Below are 20,922 nucleotides of genomic sequence, written 5' to 3'. Positions count from 1 at the left end.
TGTTATAAAAGGAGCAGAGGGATATGGAAAGAAATGCAGGGGTTATAATGCATATTGCATCATTACCAGGAAAATTTGGAATTGGAACTTTTGGTAAAGAGGCATATGATTATGTAGAATTTTTATTAAAATCAGGATTAAAATATTGGCAAATATTACCGCTTGGTCAAACAGGATATGGTGATTCACCTTATCAATCATTTTCAGCATTTGCTGGAAATCCATATTTTATAGATTTTGATATTTTAAATAAAGAAGGTCTTTTACATGAAGAAGAGTACCTTAATGAAAATTATGGAGATAATGTTGAATATATAGATTACGGGCTTTTATTCGATGTTAAATATAATGTATTAAGAAGAGCTTATAATAATTTTAAGAATTTAGATAATTTAGAGTTAAGAGAAGAATTTGAAAAATTTAATGAAGAAAATAAAGATTGGTTAGATGATTATTCTTTATACATGGCAGTTAAAGGTAAATTCAATCTTGTAAGCTGGCAAGAATGGGATGAAGACATAAAGAAAAGAAAACCAGAAGCAATGGAAAGATATAAGAGAGAATTATCTGATGAAATTGAGTTTTGGTCATTCATTCAATTTATGTTCTTTAAACAATGGAATGCATTAAAAACTTTTGCAAATGAAAAAGGTATACAAATCATAGGGGATATGCCTATTTATGTAGCAGAAGATAGTGCTGATGTTTGGAGCAATCCAGATGCTTATTTAATTTATAGTGAAACATTAAAACCAATTTCAGTAGCAGGATGTCCACCAGATGCTTTCTCAGCTACAGGACAATTATGGGGAAATCCTTTATATGACTGGAACTATATGGAAAAGAATCATTATAAGTGGTGGATAAAGAGAGTTAAAGAAAGCTTAAAGCTTTATGATGTTTTAAGAATAGACCACTTTAGAGGATTTGAAAGCTATTGGGAAATACCTTACGGTGAAGAAACTGCTATAAATGGTAGATGGGTAAAAGGACCTGGAATTAAATTATTTAATGCTATTAAAGAAGAATTAGGTGAAATTAACGTTATAGCTGAAGATTTAGGATTCTTAACTGATGAAGTTATGCAATTCTTAAATGAAACTGGTTTCCCAGGAATGAAGGTATTACAATTTGCTTTTGACGCTAGAGAAGAAAGTAATTACTTACCTCATACTTATATAAATAATTGTATCGCATATACAGGAACTCATGATAATGATACTTTTAGAGGATGGTTTGAGGTAACTGGAAACAAGTCAGATATAGATTACTGCAAAGAGTATTTAGCTCTAACTGAAGAAGAAGGATATAACTGGGGCTTTATTAGAGGAGCATGGAGCAGTGTATCAGATGTATCAGTAGCTTTAATGCAAGATTTCTTAAATTTAGGAAATGAAACTAGGGTAAATGTTCCATCAACATTAGGTACTAACTGGAAATGGAGAGCTAAAGAAGGTAGCTATACAGATGAATTAGCTGATAAGATTTATAAATATACAAAAATGTATGGAAGATGTAAATAAAATAAAAAAAGCTGTTGCTAAAAAGCAACAGCTTTTTTGCGTAAGCATTTAGTGTGTTTCATATATTAAAATTATCTTACATAAATATGAATATATTAAACAATATTTATAAAGGAATATAATTTTATGAGCAAGAAAAGTATATATGATTTTTTTATTGGATTATTAGCATTAATGCTTTCATTAATATTAGTAATTGAGATATTTATTAATATACCTAATGAAGTTAGGTGGACTTTTTACTATATAGATAATATAGTTAGATTAATTTTTATAGGTGATTATTTTACTAGATTAGTAATAAGTAAAGGAAAAAGAGAATTTATAAGAAAAAACTGGATAGATTTGTTATCAATTTTCCCAATAAAATTTTATATAAGATTATTAGGATTTACAGTATTACCAAACAAAATTAATCCAGCATATTTGATAAAAGCAATTAAATTTATAATGCTTATGATATGTTCTATAAAATTTAAAATTAGAGTTAAAGATGAAATAAGAAAAAGCAGATTGAACTTTTTATTGGTTATTTCAACTATATTTATTGTAATAGGTGCAGTTTTAATTTCACTTGTAGAAGGAATGCCATTAGGTGATGCTCTTTGGTGGAGTTTTGTAACTTTTACAACTGTGGGATATGGTGATGTTTTATTAAAGACTCAATTAGGGAGAACTATTGCAGTATTATTAATGATAATAGGAATAGGAATTATTGGGGTTATAACTACTACTTTAACTTTATCACTAATAGGAGGAAAAAATGTATTTAATAAGACTTATAAGGATAAAGTTGTGGAGGATGTAAAAAGTATGCTAGATAACTATGATGAGTTAACTATTGAAGATATTGATAATATAGCTAGAATATTAAAATCATTAAAGGAATAAATTGACTTGAAATTACTTTTATGGTAATATTATCTAAATTTAATATGGGGGGCTTTTTGTAAATGTTAAATTATGATAAGTATAAGAGGTTTGAAACTATAAATTTTAAGGAAAGAACTTGGCCGAATAAGAGTATTGAAAAAGCACCAATATGGTGTAGTGTAGATTTAAGAGATGGAAATCAAGCACTTATAAATCCAATGAATATAGATGAAAAAATAGAGTTTTTCAATTTATTAGTTAAGTTGGGGTTTAAGGAAATTGAAGTTGGTTTTCCATCTGCATCAAAGATAGAGTATGATTTTTTAAGACGATTAATTGATGAAAATTATATTCCAGATGATGTTATAGTTCAGGTATTAACACAAGCTAGACCACATTTAATAGAAAAGACTTTTGAATCATTAAAGGGTGCAAAACAAGCTATAGTTCATATATATAATTCAACATCTGTATTACAAAGAGATGTTGTTTTTAACATGAGTAAAGAAGAAATAAAGCAAATTGCTATAGATGGAACAAAACTTGTAAAGAAATATGCTTCAGATTTTGAAGGAAAAATATTTTTAGAATATTCACCGGAAAGCTTTACAGGTACAGAAGTAGAATATGCACGTGAAGTTTGTGATGCAGTTGCAGATGCTTGGGGAGCATCACAAGATAATAAAATAATAATAAATCTTCCATCAACAGTCCAAATGGATACACCAAATGTTTTTGCAGACCAAATAGAGTATATGTGTAAAAACTTTAAAGACAGAGATAGAATGATAGTAAGTGTTCATCCGCATAATGATAGGGGAACAGGTGTGGCAGATGCAGAATTAGCACTTTTAGCTGGTGCTGATAGAGTAGAAGGTACATTATTTGGTAATGGAGAAAGAACAGGAAATGTGGACGTGCTTACTGTTGCATATAATATGTTTTCACATGGAGTTAATCCAATGCTTAATCTTGAAAATATAAATGAAATAATTGAAATATATGAAAGGTGTGTTAAAATACCTGTTCATGTAAGGCATCCATATGCAGGAAATTTAGTGTTTACAGCATTTTCAGGTTCACATCAAGATGCTATAAATAAGGGTATGAAGAAGTATGAAGAAAGAGGCTCAAAGTTATGGGAAGTACCTTATTTACCTGTTGATCCAAATGATTTAGGAAGGGAATATGAACCTTTAGTAAGAATAAATAGTCAATCAGGAAAAGGTGGAGTAGCTTTTGTAATGGATCATTGTTTTGGATATAAGTTACCAAAGGCAATGCAGCAAGAATTTGCAGAGGTAGTGCAAAAAATTTCAGAAGCTAAGGGCGAAGTTCAACCAAATGAAATATTAGAAGCATTTAAAAGTGAATATTTAGATTTAGAAGAGCCTTTTAAACTAATTAATATGTCTATATCTGATGTAGATCATGGAAGTAATGAAACTACGAATATTAAAGCAAGAATTAAATATAATGATTTAGAAGTAGATATAGAGGGAAGTGGTAATGGACCTATAGATTCTTTAGGAAGAGCTTTATATAACAGCAATTTAATAAATATATCTATTATGGACTATAAAGAACATGCACTAAGTAAAGGAGCAGAAGCAGAAGCAGCGGCTTATGTATATATGAAGAGAAATGACATAGATAAAAAGACTTTTGGAGTTGGTGTTGATGGGAATATAACACGTGCTTCTATAAAATCTGTAATAAGTGCAATAAATAGATTATATAATATAAAATAAACTAAAAAAATTTGATTTAATTTTATTTAATGTATATAATGATTTTATAATTTAATATGTTCGGATGAAGGTAATGGGAGAGTGATTTAAATCCACCGAAGAAGTAAATCTTTCAGGTATTAGGACCGTTACTGGACGAGCCTCTGGAGAGACTCATATTAGAGCACCGAAGGAGCAAGGTTTAATATTTTTAGTTAAACTGAAACTCTCAGGTAAAAGGACAGGGGATAAAAATAATTTATAGTAAAAATTAAGATGAATAATTTTATATATTTATCTTAATTTTAAAGCTTATAATTATTTTTAGTCTCCTCCTATAAATTAATTTTAAGGGGGATTTTTTTATGGAGATTTTTAAAACAATGGAGAAACTATTAAATGGAATTAATGATATAGTTTGGGGGCCACCTTTACTTATATTGTTAGTTGGAACAGGAGTTTATTTTACTTTTAAGTTAAAATTATTACAAGTATTTAAATTGCCACTAGCTATTAAATATTTATTTTCAAAAGATGAGGAAGAGTATGACGAAGATGCAAAAGGAGATGTATCAAGCTTTGCGGCACTTTGTACAGCTTTATCAGCAACTATAGGTACTGGAAACATAGTTGGGGTTGCAACAGCAATAGCAGCTGGAGGACCAGGTGCTCTTTTATGGATGTGGATAGCAGCCTTTTTTGGAATGGCTACTAAGTATGCTGAAGGAGTATTAGCAATTAAGTATAGAGAAGTAGATGAAAATGGACAAATGTCTGGTGGTCCTATGTATTATATAGAAAAAGGAGTAGGAAGCAAGTTATTAGCTAAAATTTTTGCAATTTTTGGAATTGGGGTGGCTCTTTTAGGAATAGGTACATTTGGACAAGTAAATTCTATAGCATCAGCAGCTAAGCTAACTTTTAATGTACCATTATGGATTAGTGCAATAGTTATTACTATTTTAGTAGCATTAGTTACATTAGGGGGAATAAAGAGAATATCAAAGGTAGCTGAAAAGATAGTTCCATCTATGGCAATTATGTATATTTTAGGAGCATTAATGGTATTATTATTTAACTTTAAAGCTATACCAGATGCCTTAGCATTAATATTTAGTAGTGCAATAAATCCTAAAGCTGCGTTAGGTGGAGCAGCAGGTATAACTATAGCAATGGCAATTCAAAGAGGAATAGGAAGAGGAGTATTTTCAAATGAAGCTGGTTTAGGAAGTGCTCCAATAGCTGCAGCAGCAGCTAAAACTAAATCTCCAGTTAAGCAGGGATTAATTTCAATGACAGGAACATTTATAGATACAATAATAATTTGTACAATGACAGGTTTAGCTATAATATTAACTGGAAGCTTTAACACTTCTCTTGAGGGTGCTGCTATGACAACATTTGCTTTTGAACAAGGATTACCTTTTGCACTAATAGGAAAATATATAGTTAATATAGGATTAATCTTTTTTGCATTTACAACTATTATAGGTTGGAATTATTATGGTGAAAGATGTATTGAATATTTAACTGGTGTTAAAGGAATAAAATTATACAAAATAGTATTTATATTATTTGTTGGAGTAGGACCTTTTTTATCATTAGATTTAGTATTTATAATGGCTGATATAGTAAATGGATTAATGGCTTTACCTAATTTGGTTGGTTTAATAGCATTAAGACATGTAGTTATAAATGAAACTAATGAATTTTTTGAAAAGCTTAAGAGTGAAAGTGAAATGAATGAAAATAATAATTTGGAAGTTTATTAAATAAATATAATGAGACTTTATTAAAATAATTTTTTATAAGGTATATTATAAAAATTTTATATAATTAAAGAAAGCTGTATAAGATTGAATTTATTGTTCAATCTTATACAGCTCTTTTTTTATATGCAAAGTTTAAATTAAGTAATAAAGATTTAATATATTCATATTATTAAATGTAGAAAAAAATATATATAAATTAAGTAAAAAATAAATTATAAAAGGAGTAATTAAAGTTTTATTAAAAATAAAATAGTAGTTTATAGGAGGTTCTTATGAGAAGTAATATTAAGTATAGTGGGTTAGGTACTTATACTAAAAGAAGTAAAAATATAAAGCTTGGAAAAATATCTATAGCTTTTATAGTTACAATTTTTATGTTATATATAATGTTTTTAAATTTGAGAAATAAGCTTGTAGAAGATATGGCAGGGTTTCAGGAGGTAGCCATTGTAGAAAATAATAATATTAATGAGGAAATTAAAGATGAGGTAAAGTCAAATGAAGGAAAGAAAGCAGTAGAAGAAAAAGATTATGAAGCTGTTACTCAAGAAGTTTATTCTAATACATATATGAATAGTGATAATTTAGAATTTATAAAGAGTATATTAGATGGAGCTAAAAGTAGTTACAATAAGTATGGAATACTACCATCAATAACGATGGCACAAGCAATACTAGAATCAGGATGGGGAAGCTCTGAACTTGCAGTTGCACATAATAATTTATTTGGTATAAAGGCAGACTCGAGATGGGATGGTGCTGTTGCCACCATAACAACTAGTGAAAACTATAATGATTCTACTGTAGCTCAGTTTAGAAAATATGAAAATATTAATGAATCAATTGAAGATCATGGATTATTTCTATATAAAAATTCAAGATATAGCGATTGTGGGTTATTTGATGGTAAAGATTATAAAGCTCAGGCACAATCTTTAGAAGATGCTGGATATAGTACTGTTAAAAATGAAAATGGAGAACCAATATATGCAGATAAATTAATTGCACTTATAGAAAAATACGAATTAATGAAATATGATTAAAATTTAATAGCGTTCGGTGAAGGTACGCTCTTCTGAAAGTAATTTAATCTTCTTTTGACTAAGTTCATCAACTCTAATAAATTTATTTCCTTTTTTTATATTTCTAATAAACTTTTCAATAGAAGATTCTTCACCTTGAACCTCCATTTCCACCATACCATTATCCATATTTCTAACCCAACCAGTTAAGTCTAGTGTTCGAGCATTCATTGTGCAAAAAAATCTAAAACCAACCCCTTGAACACGACCATCAACAATTATATAATATCTAATCAAATTAATTTACCTCCTTTTATAACAAGTTTTATTTAAATTATATCATATATAAAATATTATTAATTAAATATAAAAAAATAATGCAGAAACTTAATAAATAGTTTCTGCATTATTTTTTTATTGAGAAAGCACTTCTGTAAAAGCAGCTTCGTATAACTTTAATGTTTCAGGATCTAAGTCTGTAAATAAGACACATTTAGATAATGTTTCGTCTGATGGATATGCAGCAGGATTATTTTTAGTATCTTCATCAAGTAAATCATAAGCCGCTGTGTTTGGTGTAGAATATCCAATGTAATCTACATTTTCTTTTGCGTTTTCAGGGTCGCATAAGAAGTTTATGAAGGCTTCAGCACCAGCTTTATTAGGTGCATCTTTTGGAATACATAAAGCATCTACCCATTTATTAGAGCCTTCTTCTGGTATAACGTATTGCATATCTGGATTTTCGTTCATTATATAAATTGCATCACCAGACCAAACTGTTGCAAGCATTTTTTCTCCAGAAATCATATTATCTTTAACTTCATCAACAACATAAACTGGATTAGTTAAATTTCTTTGCTTTAATAATTCTTCTTTAGCAGATTCTATTTCAGCAGGATTTGTAGAATTTATAGAGTATCCAGCTTTTATTAAAGCAATAGCTAAAGAATCTCTAAGGGAGTTAAACATATAAACTTCATCTTTATATTTAGAATCCCAAAGTATATCCCAGCTAGTTACAGGTTCTGTAATTCTTGAACTATCATAAATTATACCGATAGTTCCCCACATATATGGTACAGAATATTCGTTGTTAGGATCGTAAGATAAGTTTTTATAATTTTCTCCTATATATTTATAATTAGGAATATTATTAAAGTCTATCTTTTCTAATAAATCTTCCTTAATCATTTTTTCAATCATGTAATCTGATGGTACAACTAAATCATAAGTACCAGGATTAGTTTTAACTTTTTGATACATTATTTCATTTGTATCATAAGTAGAATAATTAACCTTTATTCCAGTTTCTTTTTCAAATTTTCTAATAAGTGCTTCATCGATATAATCACCAACATTGAAGAAGTTTATTGTTCCATTTTCACCAACATTACTATTTCCGCATCCAGCAAAAAGAGAAGTTGTTAATAAAGTTGTTGCAACTAATGCTGCTAATTTTTTAAATTTTTTCAATTTATTCACCCCTTGAAGTAAATTCTTTTCTATTTACAATTAATAGTAAAATTAATACGGTTATAAACATTAAAGTAGATAAGGCATTAATAGAAGGGTTAATTCCTTTTCTAGCCATAGAGTAAATTTCTATAGAAAGATTAGTTACTCCAGGTCCTGTAGTGAAGAAACTAATTACAAAGTCATCAATAGACATTGTAAAAGCCATTAATAAACCAGCAACTATACCAGGTTTTATTTGAGGTAAAATTATTTTTCTCATAGCATATCCTGGTGTTGCACCTAAATCTAAAGCAGCTTCCGTTATGTTAGAAGGTAATTGCTTTAATTTAGGTAGTACTGATAATACAACATAGGGAATATTAAATGTAATATGGGCAAGAAGCATAGTTCCAAACCCAAACTGAGCATTTATTCCTATTTTACTTAGTAACGGAAATATAAATATAAATAAACTCATTATTGAAATACCAGTAACAATATCAGGATTTAATACAGGTAAGTTATTTATATTTAATAATGTTTTTTTAGGAAGTCCTTTCATTCTATGAATTCCTATGGCAGCTAATGTACCTATTATTGTAGCAACTATAGATGAAATGACAGCTATTATTATTGTATACTTTAATGCTTCCATTATTCTAGCATTTTGGAAAAGGTTAGTATACCATCTTAAAGTAAAGCCACTCCATTTTCCCATTGATTTTGAATCGTTAAAGGAGAATACCATTAAAGTAACTATTGGTGTATAAAGAAATATAAAAATTAGTATTAAATAAAATCTTTTAATAAAAGATTCAAGTTTTCTTATCATAGTATATCTCCTCCTTATTTATCATCTGTACCTTCAAATCTATTCATGAAGGCCATTGAAATTAATATTATTATCATCATAAATATTGCAATAGCAGAACCAAAGTTCCAATCGCCCATTGTTGTATATTGTGTTTCAATTAAGTTACCAAGTAGCATATATTGACCACCACCTAGTATTCTAGATATAACAAATGTAGAAACAGCAGGCATAAATACCATTGTAATTCCTGAAATAACGCCAGGCATACTTAAAGGAATAATTATTTTAGTAAATATTTTTTTTCTATCAGCACCTAAGTCAGCAGCAGCATTAATTAAATCTTTATCTATTTTTGTAAGCACAGTATATATAGGTAATATCATAAATGGTAAAAAGTTATATACCATACCTAAAAGTACAGCAAAGTCGTTATAAAGAATATCAATACGAGAAAGTCCTAAGCTAACTAAAAGATTATTAATAAGTCCGTTTCTGCCTAAAATAGGAAGCCAAGCATATGTCCTAAGTAAGAAGTTCATCCACATTGGAACTATGAAAAGCATAATTAATACGTTTCTTTTTCCTTCTCTCATTTTAGAAATTAAATATGCAACTGGATATCCAAGTATAAGACATCCTAATGTGGCTTCAGCAGCTAAAAGTAAGCTTCTCCAAAATACCTTTAGGTAGTTTGGATCGAGTAATCTTTTAAAGTTTTCAAGAGAAAAGCTATAATTATCTCCAGATTTTGTTGTGAAGCTAAAGAAAACTACTATTAAAAGTGGAATAACAATAAAAAGAGCACTCCAAATAATATAAGGGGATGCTGGAAGTAAGCTGTGATTATTTTTATTTTTCATAACTTTCAACCTTTCTCATTATATGAATTGCTTCAGGGTCTATAGTTAATCCTACATTAGCACCTACAGTTGAGCTCTTGATGTTATGTATTATCCACTTATTACTTTTAGTTTCTACTTCTATTTCATAATGAACACCTTTAAATGTTACAGAATTAACTTTTCCAGTTAACATTCCCTTATCAATAGTTGTAATTTCAATATCTTCAGGTCTTATTACAACATCTATAGGTTCATTTTTATTAAATCCACTATCTACACAAGTAAAAGTATTATCAGCAAACTTAACTTTGAAATCTTCTAACATAACTCCATCTAAAATATTACTTTCACCAATAAAATCTGCAACAAAAGCATTAGCAGGTTCATTATATATATCTTCTGGTGAACCCATTTGCTGAATCTTTCCTTTATTCATTACAACAATAGTATCAGACATTGTTAAGGCTTCTTCTTGGTCATGAGTTACAAATATAAATGTTATTCCAAGTCTTTTTTGAATTTTTTTAAGTTCTAATTGCATTTCTTTTCTAAGTTTTAAATCAAGTGCACCAAGTGGCTCATCAAGTAATAAAACTTGAGGTTCATTTACTAAAGCTCTAGCAATTGCAACTCTTTGTTGTTGTCCACCGCTTAAAGATTCTACTGACCTTTTTTCAAAACCTTCAAGAGCAACCATTTTTAGCATTTCACGAACCTTTTTATCTATTTCTTCTTTAGGAAGTTTTTTAATTTTTAATCCAAAAGCAATATTTTCATATATATTCATATGAGGGAATAAAGCATATTTTTGAAATACAGTATTTAATTGTCTTTTATAAGGCGGTAAATTAGAAATATTATTTCCATCAAAAATAACCTTTCCACTATCTGCAGTTTCAAATCCTGCTATAATTTTAAGAGTTGTTGTCTTACCACAACCACTAGGTCCCAGTAAAGTTAAAAATTCATTTTTACGTATATTTAACGAAAGATTATCTAAAACGGTATTCTCACCATAGACTTTAGAAACATTTTGTATTTCTATAATATTTTGACTCAAAAAAAACACCTCTTTCTTTAATAGTACACTTTTTATAGTTATCTAATTTAAATAAGTTCTATAAAACTAAATTGAAAATTAAAATATAATTTAAAATGATGGTGGAGTAGAAATCCAAATTACTTTAGCTGGTGTCTTTCCACTATTACTTATATAATGATTTGATCTTGGTTTAAAATAAAAGCTTTCATTTTTTTTAACCTTATACGACTTATCACCAAGATGTAATGTTATTGTTCCCGATAAAACATATCCAAATTCCTCACCTTCATGAGGTTCTTCTTCTGTATATTTTCCACCAGGTTCTAATGTTATCATTATAGGTTCCATTTCATTTTTTTGTGCATTTGGAACTAGCCACATTAGTTTATATTTTAAATCATGATTTTCTGTTTCAAACATATCTTCATATTTATAAGTTATTTTTTCATCCTTATCATCGCTAAAAAATTCTTTTAAGTTTGTCCCTAGTATCTCAAGAATATCAATTAATGTAGCAATAGAAGGAGAAGTTAAATCATTTTCAACTTGAGATATAAATCCTTTTGATAATTCACATCTGTTAGCAAGTTCCTCTTGTGTTAATCCTTTTTCAATTCTCATTCGTTTTATTTTATCACCAATTTGCACAATTTCACCTTGCCTTTCAGTAGCTTAATAATAACTATTACTAAACTAATGGTTTAAAATTACTAAACAAACACATGTTATTATATAGATTTGCAAGAAAAAAATCAATATTTTCAAAGAAAATATTTTAATAAAAATCCTTTATATAAGCTTATAAATAAAGGGTTTAAGTAAAATTAATAAAAAAAAGTTTAACATTTATACATTAAAAGTTTAGTATAACTAAGAATAGAAAATTATATTAAAAAAATAAAAAATACCTAATTTAAAGGGTAATAGCAAATTATAGATATAAATTTTCTAATTTACTTAAAATAGAAATTTTTTATAAATTTATAATTGGTAAACAACAGAAAAAAATACAGATAAATATAAAATTATGTAAATTTATATTTAATATGATTATATATACTTGTAAAATTATATAAATTTTATATTTAATATGTTTGAATTATTAATAACTATTAAAGTTAAAGTTTAGTTAAATAATAATTATTATAAATAAATAATCGTTATATACAGCTATTAACAAATTTTCAATTAAGGTGTATAATAATCACAGGCTTATAACAGTTAAAATAAATATATAAGGCTTTAAGAATATAGAATATATTATAATTAGAAAGGAGAAGTTGCTAGTTTTATAAAACTATTAATGCAAATGAAATTATAGTTTTTAGCAACGGAGGAGAAATGTTAAAAGGAACTATACATTCAATAGAAACAATGGGATTAGTAGATGGTCCAGGGATTAGAGTTGTAGTATTCATGCAAGGATGTGCATTAAGATGTCAGTATTGTCACAATCCAGATACATGGAGTGATAAAGGAGAAGAGGCGTTAGAACTTACACCAGAAGAGTTAGTAAATAAAATTGCTAGGTTTAGAAGCTATTTTGAAAGATCTGGAGGGGGAGTTACCTTTTCAGGTGGTGACCCATTAAGACAGCCAGAGTTTTTAAAGGAATGTTTAAGACTTTGCAAGGAAAAGGGAATCCATACAACACTAGATACAGCAGGTGTAGGATTTGGAAATTACGAAGAGATATTAAAATATACTGATTTAGTTCTTTTTGATGTTAAGCATCTTACAAAAGAAGGATATAAGGAAATGACAGCAATAAACATAGATGAAAGCTTAAGATTTTTAGAAGCTTGCAAGAAGTGTAATACAAAAATGTGGATAAGACAAGTTGTTGTTCCAGGAATGACTGATAGTGAAGAATATATAAAATCATTAGGAGAATTTATAAAAACTTTAAATAATGTTGAAAAAGTAGAATTACTTCCATATCACTTACTTGGTATAAATAAATATGAAAATATGGGAATAAAATATAGATTAGATGGTGTTCCTGCAATGGACAAGGATAAATGTAAAGAATTATATAAATTACTTAATTTATAAAATAAAAATAGCAGTACTTTTTTTAAAAGTTTACTGCTATTTTTATTTTTAAGTTAAAGTTGACTTGAAAAGAAGCCTGGTTTTATTAATTTCTTTTTCATTCCTTCAATAACTAAAAGATAAACAGCTGCAGTATCAAATCTAGCATCATGATAATTTCCGCTACCTTGGAATAATTCATTGGCTTTTTTTTCTATAGCTTCATCAGTAATTCCTAAATATTCAATTGTTTCAGAAAGTTTAGGATTTTTTATTCCATTACCATTCGGAGAAGGTATTTTACATATATCTTTATAGTATGCCATAGTACAAAATGTTTTTTTAGGTTCCCAAGTTGAATCTATCATTCCAGCTTCATATAAAGAATTAACTTCATGTTTTAAAAACTTAACATCAAATTGAACATTATGACCAATAACAAAATCAGCATCAAAAAAATCATTCATAAAATCTTGAATTTGCTCTAAAAACTCTAAGCCATTAGATAATTCATAAAGTTTTTCAAGGGAAAATCCATGAACTTCTTGTGCTGCTGGGTCCATTTCATCTACTGTAAAGAAAAAGTTTTTACCTACTGTTTTTTGTGGTTTTGTAGAAGTATCTACAGTTATATAACTTAACTGGCATATATGTCCAGGACGCACACTAGTTGTTTCAGTATCGAAAAATAATAATTTCATCTTTACCTCCAAAATTTTAGTTTATTCATTTTATAATATCATACCTTATATTAATAAACAAATTAATAATAAAAAGACTAGTATAAAAATAATTTTTTATAAAAAATATTATATAAATAAAAGAAATTGCATTTTTATTGAGTTAAAACATTCAATAAAAATGCAACTTTCAAATTTTATTTTAGAGTTTTAGATATAAGTTTTAATAATTCTATACAAGTTTCTATAGTTCTATTATTTTCATCTAAATCAGGGTTATATTCAACAAAATCGATAGATCTTACCAAGCTTGTACCTAAAATGGATTCAATTAATATTTTACTTTCAGTAAAAGATAAACCATTATGTACTGGAGTTCCAGTACCTGGAACATATTCAGGATCTAAGCAATCTATATCATAAGAAAGATGGATATTTTTTATTTCTTTTTCTCTTATTATAGATAATAATTCTTGAGAAACTGCGTTAGCTCCTTTAATATCTATATCATTGTTTGTCCAAACATGCATATTAAGTTCATTTATTAATTCTATTTCTCCTTGATCTAAGTCACGGCAAGCTAGAATAAAAACATTTTCAGGTTTTATTTTATAATCATCAAAGAAAATTGAAGTTAGTTTTTTATAGCCAATACCCATTGATGCAGCTAACGGCATTCCATGAATATTTCCAGTAGGTGAGGTCTCCTCAGTATTTATATCTCCATGAGCATCTATCCAAATTACAGCTAAATCATTTCCTAAAAATTTACTAGCTCCAGCAATTGATCCTAATGCTAAGGAATGATCTCCACCAACAATAAAAGGCAAAGTATCGTTTTCTAATGCAGTTAAAACTTTAGTAGCTAGTCCATTATTTGCCGAAACAACTTGATCTAAATATTTTAATTTGGAGTTACTTAAGAATTTATCTTCAGCATTTGCTTTTTCAACATCAACATCTCCTAAATCATAAACATCATGATTTTCTTTAAAAATATCTATAAGGTTGTTTTTTCTTAATTCTTCAGGTCCCTTTTCTACGCCAGGTTTATCACAACCATAAAAAAGAGGCATTCCAATAATACTTATATTCATAAAAAGACCTCCATCGATTATCTAAATTTTACACAATATTTATAATAATACTTAAAATAATATAAGTAAATATTAAATTATTTTTTATTTTCTAAAATATTTTTTACAAGAATAAATATCTTATTTATATTATAACCAAGGTACTAAAAATAATGTTTTAATTTATAGGGTAAAATGTATAAAAATGAAATTATTTGTTTAATAAAACATATATATAAATACAATAATTTTAAAATAATAATATTAAAATTTAAAAAAATACAAAAATAACATTTTAAATGTAAAATTTGATGTAAAATGTGGTATTATTATAGTATTAAATTTATAATTATAAATTTAAAAATACATAAACTATATTTAAAATAATAATGCATATATTTAACTTTTAATATTAAAAATTAATATTTTTGAAGGGATGGCACAGTCATGAGTAATTCAACTAGAAAAAGAAAAAAACGTTCTAAAAAGAAAAGGTGGTCAGTTAAAAAGAAGGTTATAATATCTACATTAATTATTTTTGCTTTACTAATCTGTACTCTTGCAACGGGATATATGTATGTAAGAAATAAAATATACTCAGGATTAGATCCTTCAGAATCTATATCAGATACTAATTATAAAGAAGTTGAAGGAATAACAAATGTTTTATTAATAGGAACAGATGCAAGAACTTTAGATGAAGCATCAAGAGCAGATTCTATTATAATTGCTACATTAGATAATAATAAAAAAGAAATAAGATTAACCTCATTATTTAGAGATACCTTGGTTAATATTCCAGGTCATGGAGAAGGAAAATTAAATGCTGCTTTAGCATATGGAGGTCCAGAACTTTTAATAAAAACTATAAAAGAAACTTATGGAATTGCTTTAGATAAGTACGTAATTATTAATTTCTGGGGATTTGAAGCTATTATTGATCAAATGGGTGGATTAGAGTTAAATGTAGAAGATTATATGTTAGAAGAATTAAATAAGTATATTGGTGAATCTACAGGTGGAAATGATTGTCCTGTAACTGAAGCTGGAATACAAGTTTTAAATGGAAAACAAGCTTTATCTTATGCAAGGATAAGAAAAGGTGTTGGAGATGAATATGCAAGAACAGATAGACAAAGAGAGGTTTTAATAAAAGTCGCTGAAAAATTAAAGCAAACTAAACCTACTAAATATTTAGGAATAATGAACAATATGTTAGAGTACATAAAAACAAATATTGAGCCAATACAAGCTTTAAATATGGCATATACAATATATAAATTCCCAAGTTTAGAGATTAAGCAACTTCAAATCCCAATTCCAGATTTAGCAGATGGAGGATTATATAAAAATTTAGGATGGGTATTTTTAATGGATAGAGAGCAAAATGCTAAATTCTTAGATGAATTTATATTTGAAGGAAAGGTTCCAAATCCTAAAGATTATGATTATGATTCATTTAATGAAGCAATGTCCAATTATAAAACAGATTCAGATGAATATAATAATAAACATAATATTAATCCTGAAGATTATTTAGAAGATGGAGACGATTTTGTTACACCAACACCAAGTACTAATAAGGGCAACGGAAATAGTTCTAGTGGAAGTAATAATGGAAGTGGCACTGAAAACAGTAGTAACGGAAATAATAACGGAACAAGTAATGGAAATAATAATTCGGGAAGTACAATACAAAAACCAACAATAGAACCAGATAAAGTTCCAGATAATAAACCAGAACAAACTCCAGATAAGGAACCTGATAAAGAGCCAGATAAGATTCCAGATAAGATTCCAGACAAAGAACCAGAACAAAAACCAGAAGAGACTCCAGATTCAAAACCAGAACAAACTCCAGAGGAGCCAATTGTTCCGCCAAATCAAGAGCCAGACACAGATACAAATGCACCAGTAGGAGATTTAGAACAAGGTGATAGTCAAGAGGGTGTAGAAGGCATTCAAATAGAATCAGAGATTTAAAATAAAAAAGGTAAAATGTTTTAAGCATTTTACCTTTTTTATTAAATTATTATTAATAAAATAATTTATACTATAATATATGGTATAATAATTAAAAAGAATAACAGGGAGGGGAGATATAATGAGCCCATTTAGAATGCAATTATTGATGATAATTTTAAAAATACCAGCAATACTAATAGCTTTTACTGCACAAGGATATGCAAAGGCTTTAGTTGCAGATAAATTAGGAGACAAAACTCCAAGGTTTCAAGGAAGATTAACATTAAATCCAGCTGCACATATAGATTTAATGGGATTTATACTTATTTTAATAGCAAGCTTTGGATGGACTAAGCCATTAAATACTAATCCTAGTGCTTATAAAAGGGGATATAAAGATGCAATAAAGGTTTCTATTGCAGCACCATTAGCTAATTTATTAGTAGGCTTCATAGCAACAATATTATATGTAGCTACATTTAGATTTTTATCTAATATTTTATCAGATACAACATATTTTATATTAAGTACTATGATAATGCTAATTGCAAGTATAAATGTAAGTTTATTTGTATTTAATTTATTACCTATACCAGGATTAGCTGGATTTGAAATATTTAGAGACTTATGGCCAAAAACATTTTATAAGGTTTCAGATAAAATATATCAATATCAATTTTTAATACTTATTGCAATTATATTTATTGGAGGAACTATTTTATCAATTCCAGTTGGATTTATATTAAATGGATTTATGGCTTTTGCAAAATTAATATTTGGAGTTTTTTAAAGGTGGCAATTAATTTTGCCACCTTTCCTTTTCTATAAATAAGTCTCTATGATATATTTCTTTAAAGAACTCCTTACCACGCATGGCTTGATGAATTTCAACATCTAAATTGGCGGGAGAGGAAACTGTAATTACAACTTTTTCATCATCAAAATAAACCTTTAATTTTTTTACGACACCTACAAGGCTTCTATCTAATCCTTCTGCAATTTTGACTAATGCACCAATTTTATTAATTATATCAATATCTAATTTATTTATTAAATAAGAAAATTGAGCTAATGGTAAGTGATAATTATTAAATCTATGAGAAGCAGCAATGGCGGCACTCATTAAATGTTCTTTATGTGTAAGCTCATTAATAAATGAATTTAAGATAATATAAAATGAGTGCTTATGATGGTTATGGTAATTAACACTAATTCCACAATCATGAAGCATTGCTCCAGTTTTTAAAATATTTAAATATTTATCTTCTAATCTATGAAGTGGTTTTAGCTCATCAAATAAAACTGATGATAAAAAGTATACTTGCTTTGCATGTTGAATATTAGCATTTAATGAATTTAATATACCATAAATACTATAATCTAAAATATTTTCAATTACATTATAATTTTTATAAAGATAATCATAAATAAGACCTTCTCTAAGTGAATTATTAGCTATTTGTATTTTATCTATAGACACAGTTTTTGTTATTTCATTAAATATAAGTAAACAACCAAATATGATATCTACCATATCTAAATCAATTCCTTCAACTTTACGACGAAGTTTTAAATCCTTGCATTTTATCATATTATAAAGCTCATGAACTCCAATTTCAGATAACTCATAATTATTAATAAGCTCTAAAGGATAATGAGTTTTAAATTTATCCATTTTAACTATTGTTTTAGCAAAGTCACCTATAAGTATTATAGATTCAAATTCATCCATTAGCATAGGAATATTATCTAGTTTATCTTTTACAAAAGATATAGCCTCATCTAAATTTGAATTTAATATTCTATCAGCTAAATTAAATGTATAAGTTAAATTTACACCACCACAAGGTATTACCTTCCAATCTTTAATTTCTTTATTTTTTATAGATATCAAATTAGTTGATGTTCCTGTTATTTCAACTATAAGAGAATTATTTACATTTAAACTCCTATTTACGCTTAATGCTGTAAATTTAATTTCTTCTTCAGGAGATAAAACCTTTAAATTTAAATTAAGCTTTAGTTTTATTGTATCTATGATAAATTCACTATCCTTTAAATCATTAAAGAAGCTAGTGGTAATTGTAAATATTTCTTTTGTTCCTGAAGCTTCACAAAGTGACTTATATGTTTTTAGTGTAGATAAAACATAATGAAGTTTTTCACTACATAAAATACATTCCTTAGATAGTTCATAACAAACTTTAAAAGGAGTTTTTAATTCATCTATAATTTTGAAGTAGCCTACATCTTCTACTTCAGCTAACATTAATCTTATTTTACTAGAACATATATGAATTATACCAACTCTAATCATATAACACCATTCCTATCATTAATACTTTATATAATTATTATGATATATAAAACTTAAGTAAAAATAAAGGTTTGTTAAGAAAAAAATATTTTTTATATTATAAGGAATTATTAAATTAAAGATGTATTAAGACGTTAATTATTTTTATAGTTGAAATATAATAATTAAGGGTTTAAGATTTTTATAGTGATTAATTAATATAGAAAAATAAAATTATTTTAATAAAAATAATTATAAGGATAGGAAAATATGAATAACAAAAGAAAGGTTGCTGAAGTAATTAGAGAACAACTTGATATAAATTTAAGTATTATAGAGGGGTTAATAGAAATTCCACCAAGAGAAGACATGGGGGACTATGCTTTCCCTTGTTTTCAATTGGCTAAGGATTTTAGAAAATCACCAGAAATTATAGCTAAAGAGCTAAGTAAAAATATAAGAAAAAGTGATTTTAAAGAGGTTCAAAATTTAGGGGCATATGTAAATTTTTTTTTTGATAAAAGTGAGCTTGTAAAAAGTACTTTAGAAAAGGTACTTTTAGAAGGAAATGATTATGGAAAATCTAACATTGGGAAGGGAAAAAAGATTTATTTAAAATATTCACAGTCTAATATAAATAATAGTTTTCAAATGAAGGATTTATTTAGTATTATAATTGGAAATTCTCTTTATAATTTATTTAGTATAGAGGGATATAAGGTTGAAGTTGCAAATAAATTATTGAATTTTAATATTAATGATTGTGAATTAATATTTTCACGAGAAGGCTTAAGAAGTAATAAATTTTTAGACAAAGATATTGAAGCTGATGTTTTAAATTATGATTTGATTAATAAGTTAAAAGAAAAAAATATTTTGTGTAATATAGATGATTTACAAATTGTAATGCTTAATGAATATAATATGGCTCCCTGTATAATCTTAGATGAAAATAATAAGGTAAGTTATGAAGCAAAAGATTTATCTGATATTATTTCCATAAAAGAGCTTTATAATTTTGATAAATATATATGTGTTTTTGAGTCTTCAAAAACTTCTTATTTTAAAAAAGTATTTAAGGTTTTAGAGTTATTAGGATTTAATGGGGTAAATAATTGTGTTCATGCTAGATATGGATTATTTAAATTTCAAAATAAAAGTTGTTTTATAAATAAAAATAGTGAAAATTTATTAGAAAATATTATAAATCAATTAACAAAAAATATTTTAAAAAATATGAATGAAAAGAAAATAAAAATAGAAAATAAAGAAACAGTAGCTAAAAGGTTAGCAAATGAATCATTGATATTTACATGTCTAAAAAATCCTAGAGAAAAGGGAGTATTATTTGATTTAGAGAAAGTTGTATCATTTAATGAAGGCACTATCTTATATGTACAATATGTCTATTCAATGGCTAATTGCATATTAGAGGAGGCTAAAAATATAAATGAAAGATTAAGCTTTAGTAATTTAAGTAATAATGAGCTTCATTTGGTTAAATTACTTAAAGACTTTAATAGTGTAATTAATAAGGCTGTGGAGGCATTAGAGCCATGTATAATAGCAAATTATACAATAAATATTACTAAGTACTTAAAAGGAGTTTGTGATTCTTATTATTCATTAAATTTAGGGGATAGGGATTTACTAAAAGTAAAATTAATTTTAATTAAAGCTACTTGTCAAGTAATTAAAAATTCATTGAATTTAATTGGAATTAAAGCAATGAAAAATTTAATTTTTTGAGAAATCTATTTACAAAAATAATATTTTATAATGTATATTAATAAAG

18 protein-coding genes and 1 riboswitch are annotated in these 20,922 nt (G+C 26.9%); of the genes, 9 read left to right on the top strand and 9 right to left on the bottom strand.

All coding sequences use genetic code 11. The features are described from left to right. Positions 1 to 23: 23 nt before the first annotated feature. The 5 genes from malQ to QZ321_RS05100 all read left to right on the top strand — a co-directional run bounded on the left by malQ (position 24) and on the right by QZ321_RS05100 (position 6,941). On the top strand, positions 24 to 1,523 hold the full coding sequence (gene malQ, locus QZ321_RS05120; protein WP_291746009.1) for a 4-alpha-glucanotransferase: 1,500 nt from the start codon (positions 24 to 26) through the stop codon (positions 1,521 to 1,523). 126 nt (positions 1,524 to 1,649) lie between these two features. After that, entirely contained in the window at positions 1,650 to 2,414 is a 765-nt protein-coding gene (locus tag QZ321_RS05115; protein WP_291743318.1) for a potassium channel family protein, read from the top strand. A 62-nt stretch (positions 2,415 to 2,476) separates the two neighbouring features. Beyond that, positions 2,477 to 4,147 carry a 2-isopropylmalate synthase gene (gene leuA / locus QZ321_RS05110; RefSeq protein ID WP_291743322.1) on the top strand — a complete coding sequence of 557 codons (1,671 nt, stop codon included), beginning with the start codon at positions 2,477 to 2,479 and terminating at the stop codon, positions 4,145 to 4,147. A 133-nt stretch (positions 4,148 to 4,280) separates the two neighbouring features. Continuing rightward, a riboswitch (glycine riboswitch) is annotated at positions 4,281 to 4,381 on the top strand. Between the two features lie 128 nt (positions 4,382 to 4,509). Further along, positions 4,510 to 5,898 (top strand): sodium:alanine symporter family protein, encoded by a 1,389-nt coding sequence (locus QZ321_RS05105; protein WP_291746128.1) that lies wholly within the window; start codon positions 4,510 to 4,512, stop codon positions 5,896 to 5,898. A gap of 272 nt (positions 5,899 to 6,170) precedes the next feature. Then, the gene (locus QZ321_RS05100) at positions 6,171 to 6,941 is read left to right on the top strand and encodes a glucosaminidase domain-containing protein (RefSeq protein ID WP_291743888.1); all 771 of its coding nucleotides are present in this window, start codon (positions 6,171 to 6,173) and stop codon (positions 6,939 to 6,941) included. Positions 6,942 to 6,944: 3 nt separating this feature from the next. Here QZ321_RS05100 and QZ321_RS05095 read toward each other — a convergent pair whose 3' ends face one another. The 6 genes from QZ321_RS05095 to QZ321_RS05070 form a co-directional block, all read right to left on the bottom strand. Continuing rightward, positions 6,945 to 7,217, bottom strand: coding sequence for an acylphosphatase (locus QZ321_RS05095; RefSeq protein ID WP_291746006.1), 273 nt, complete (start codon positions 7,215 to 7,217; stop codon positions 6,945 to 6,947). 117 nt (positions 7,218 to 7,334) lie between these two features. Continuing rightward, a complete protein-coding gene (locus QZ321_RS05090) occupies positions 7,335 to 8,396 on the bottom strand; it encodes a spermidine/putrescine ABC transporter substrate-binding protein (protein WP_291746003.1) in 1,062 nt (353 codons plus the stop codon). A gap of 1 nt (position 8,397) precedes the next feature. Then, on the bottom strand, positions 8,398 to 9,210 hold the full coding sequence (locus QZ321_RS05085; protein WP_291746001.1) for an ABC transporter permease: 813 nt from the start codon (positions 9,208 to 9,210) through the stop codon (positions 8,398 to 8,400). Positions 9,211 to 9,224: 14 nt separating this feature from the next. Next, positions 9,225 to 10,052: an ABC transporter permease gene (locus QZ321_RS05080; protein WP_291743880.1), complete on the bottom strand. Its 828-nt coding sequence runs from the start codon at positions 10,050 to 10,052 to the stop codon at positions 9,225 to 9,227. After that, positions 10,042 to 11,094, bottom strand: coding sequence for a spermidine/putrescine ABC transporter ATP-binding protein (gene potA / locus QZ321_RS05075; protein ID WP_291743878.1), 1,053 nt, complete (start codon positions 11,092 to 11,094; stop codon positions 10,042 to 10,044). Before potA ends, QZ321_RS05080 begins: the two co-directional genes overlap by 11 nt. A 90-nt stretch (positions 11,095 to 11,184) precedes the next feature. Further along, positions 11,185 to 11,724 (bottom strand): XRE family transcriptional regulator, encoded by a 540-nt coding sequence (locus QZ321_RS05070; RefSeq protein ID WP_291745998.1) that lies wholly within the window; start codon positions 11,722 to 11,724, stop codon positions 11,185 to 11,187. Between the two features lie 693 nt (positions 11,725 to 12,417). Here QZ321_RS05070 and pflA point away from each other — a divergent pair. Continuing rightward, on the top strand, positions 12,418 to 13,131 hold the full coding sequence (gene pflA / locus QZ321_RS05065; RefSeq protein WP_291744290.1) for a pyruvate formate-lyase-activating protein: 714 nt from the start codon (positions 12,418 to 12,420) through the stop codon (positions 13,129 to 13,131). Positions 13,132 to 13,184: 53 nt separating this feature from the next. Here pflA and QZ321_RS05060 read toward each other — a convergent pair whose 3' ends face one another. Both QZ321_RS05060 and rocF read right to left on the bottom strand, forming a co-directional pair. Next, positions 13,185 to 13,811 carry a 3'-5' exonuclease gene (locus QZ321_RS05060; protein ID WP_291745995.1) on the bottom strand — a complete coding sequence of 209 codons (627 nt, stop codon included), beginning with the start codon at positions 13,809 to 13,811 and terminating at the stop codon, positions 13,185 to 13,187. A 176-nt stretch (positions 13,812 to 13,987) separates the two neighbouring features. After that, positions 13,988 to 14,887: an arginase gene (gene rocF / locus QZ321_RS05055; RefSeq protein ID WP_291744285.1), complete on the bottom strand. Its 900-nt coding sequence runs from the start codon at positions 14,885 to 14,887 to the stop codon at positions 13,988 to 13,990. A 426-nt stretch (positions 14,888 to 15,313) separates the two neighbouring features. Between rocF and QZ321_RS05050 the strand changes: the two genes are divergently transcribed. Beyond that, positions 15,314 to 16,849, top strand: a complete 1,536-nt coding sequence (locus QZ321_RS05050; RefSeq protein ID WP_291745992.1) for an LCP family protein — start codon at positions 15,314 to 15,316, stop codon at positions 16,847 to 16,849. Positions 16,850 to 16,970: 121 nt separating this feature from the next. Then, the gene (locus QZ321_RS05045) at positions 16,971 to 17,621 is read left to right on the top strand and encodes a site-2 protease family protein (RefSeq protein ID WP_291745990.1); all 651 of its coding nucleotides are present in this window, start codon (positions 16,971 to 16,973) and stop codon (positions 17,619 to 17,621) included. A 9-nt stretch (positions 17,622 to 17,630) separates the two neighbouring features. Here the strand turns inward: QZ321_RS05045 and QZ321_RS05040 are convergent, their stop codons facing one another. Continuing rightward, positions 17,631 to 19,148, bottom strand: coding sequence for a Ppx/GppA family phosphatase (locus QZ321_RS05040; protein WP_291745987.1), 1,518 nt, complete (start codon positions 19,146 to 19,148; stop codon positions 17,631 to 17,633). 249 nt (positions 19,149 to 19,397) lie between these two features. Here QZ321_RS05040 and argS point away from each other — a divergent pair, with 249 nt between their 5' ends. Further along, on the top strand, positions 19,398 to 20,876 hold the full coding sequence (gene argS, locus QZ321_RS05035; protein ID WP_291745986.1) for an arginine--tRNA ligase: 1,479 nt from the start codon (positions 19,398 to 19,400) through the stop codon (positions 20,874 to 20,876). Positions 20,877 to 20,922 lie beyond the last annotated feature (46 nt).

Origin of the sequence: uncultured Clostridium sp. (assembly GCF_910588715.1) — a bacterium.
GTDB lineage: Bacteria > Bacillota > Clostridia > Clostridiales > Clostridiaceae > Clostridium.
Note: the sequence above shows the minus strand (reverse complement) of the source record. Positions and strands in the feature narration are given on the sequence as shown.

What these genes read in the sequence shown, in the direction of transcription:
- malQ (WP_291746009.1), top strand. Translation starts at nt 24, where the DNA reads ATGGAAAGAAATGCAGGGGTTATAATGCATATTGCATCATTACCAGGA.
- QZ321_RS05115 (WP_291743318.1), top strand. Translation starts at nt 1,650, where the DNA reads ATGAGCAAGAAAAGTATATATGATTTTTTTATTGGATTATTAGCATTA.
- leuA (WP_291743322.1), top strand. Translation starts at nt 2,477, where the DNA reads ATGTTAAATTATGATAAGTATAAGAGGTTTGAAACTATAAATTTTAAG.
- QZ321_RS05105 (WP_291746128.1), top strand. Translation starts at nt 4,510, where the DNA reads ATGGAGAAACTATTAAATGGAATTAATGATATAGTTTGGGGGCCACCT.
- QZ321_RS05100 (WP_291743888.1), top strand. Translation starts at nt 6,171, where the DNA reads ATGAGAAGTAATATTAAGTATAGTGGGTTAGGTACTTATACTAAAAGA.
- QZ321_RS05085 (WP_291746001.1), bottom strand. Translation starts at nt 9,210, where the DNA reads ATGATAAGAAAACTTGAATCTTTTATTAAAAGATTTTATTTAATACTA.
- QZ321_RS05080 (WP_291743880.1), bottom strand. Translation starts at nt 10,052, where the DNA reads ATGAAAAATAAAAATAATCACAGCTTACTTCCAGCATCCCCTTATATT.
- pflA (WP_291744290.1), top strand. Translation starts at nt 12,418, where the DNA reads ATGTTAAAAGGAACTATACATTCAATAGAAACAATGGGATTAGTAGAT.
- QZ321_RS05060 (WP_291745995.1), bottom strand. Translation starts at nt 13,811, where the DNA reads ATGAAATTATTATTTTTCGATACTGAAACAACTAGTGTGCGTCCTGGA.
- rocF (WP_291744285.1), bottom strand. Translation starts at nt 14,887, where the DNA reads ATGAATATAAGTATTATTGGAATGCCTCTTTTTTATGGTTGTGATAAA.
- QZ321_RS05050 (WP_291745992.1), top strand. Translation starts at nt 15,314, where the DNA reads ATGAGTAATTCAACTAGAAAAAGAAAAAAACGTTCTAAAAAGAAAAGG.
- QZ321_RS05045 (WP_291745990.1), top strand. Translation starts at nt 16,971, where the DNA reads ATGAGCCCATTTAGAATGCAATTATTGATGATAATTTTAAAAATACCA.
- QZ321_RS05040 (WP_291745987.1), bottom strand. Translation starts at nt 19,148, where the DNA reads ATGATTAGAGTTGGTATAATTCATATATGTTCTAGTAAAATAAGATTA.
- argS (WP_291745986.1), top strand. Translation starts at nt 19,398, where the DNA reads ATGAATAACAAAAGAAAGGTTGCTGAAGTAATTAGAGAACAACTTGAT.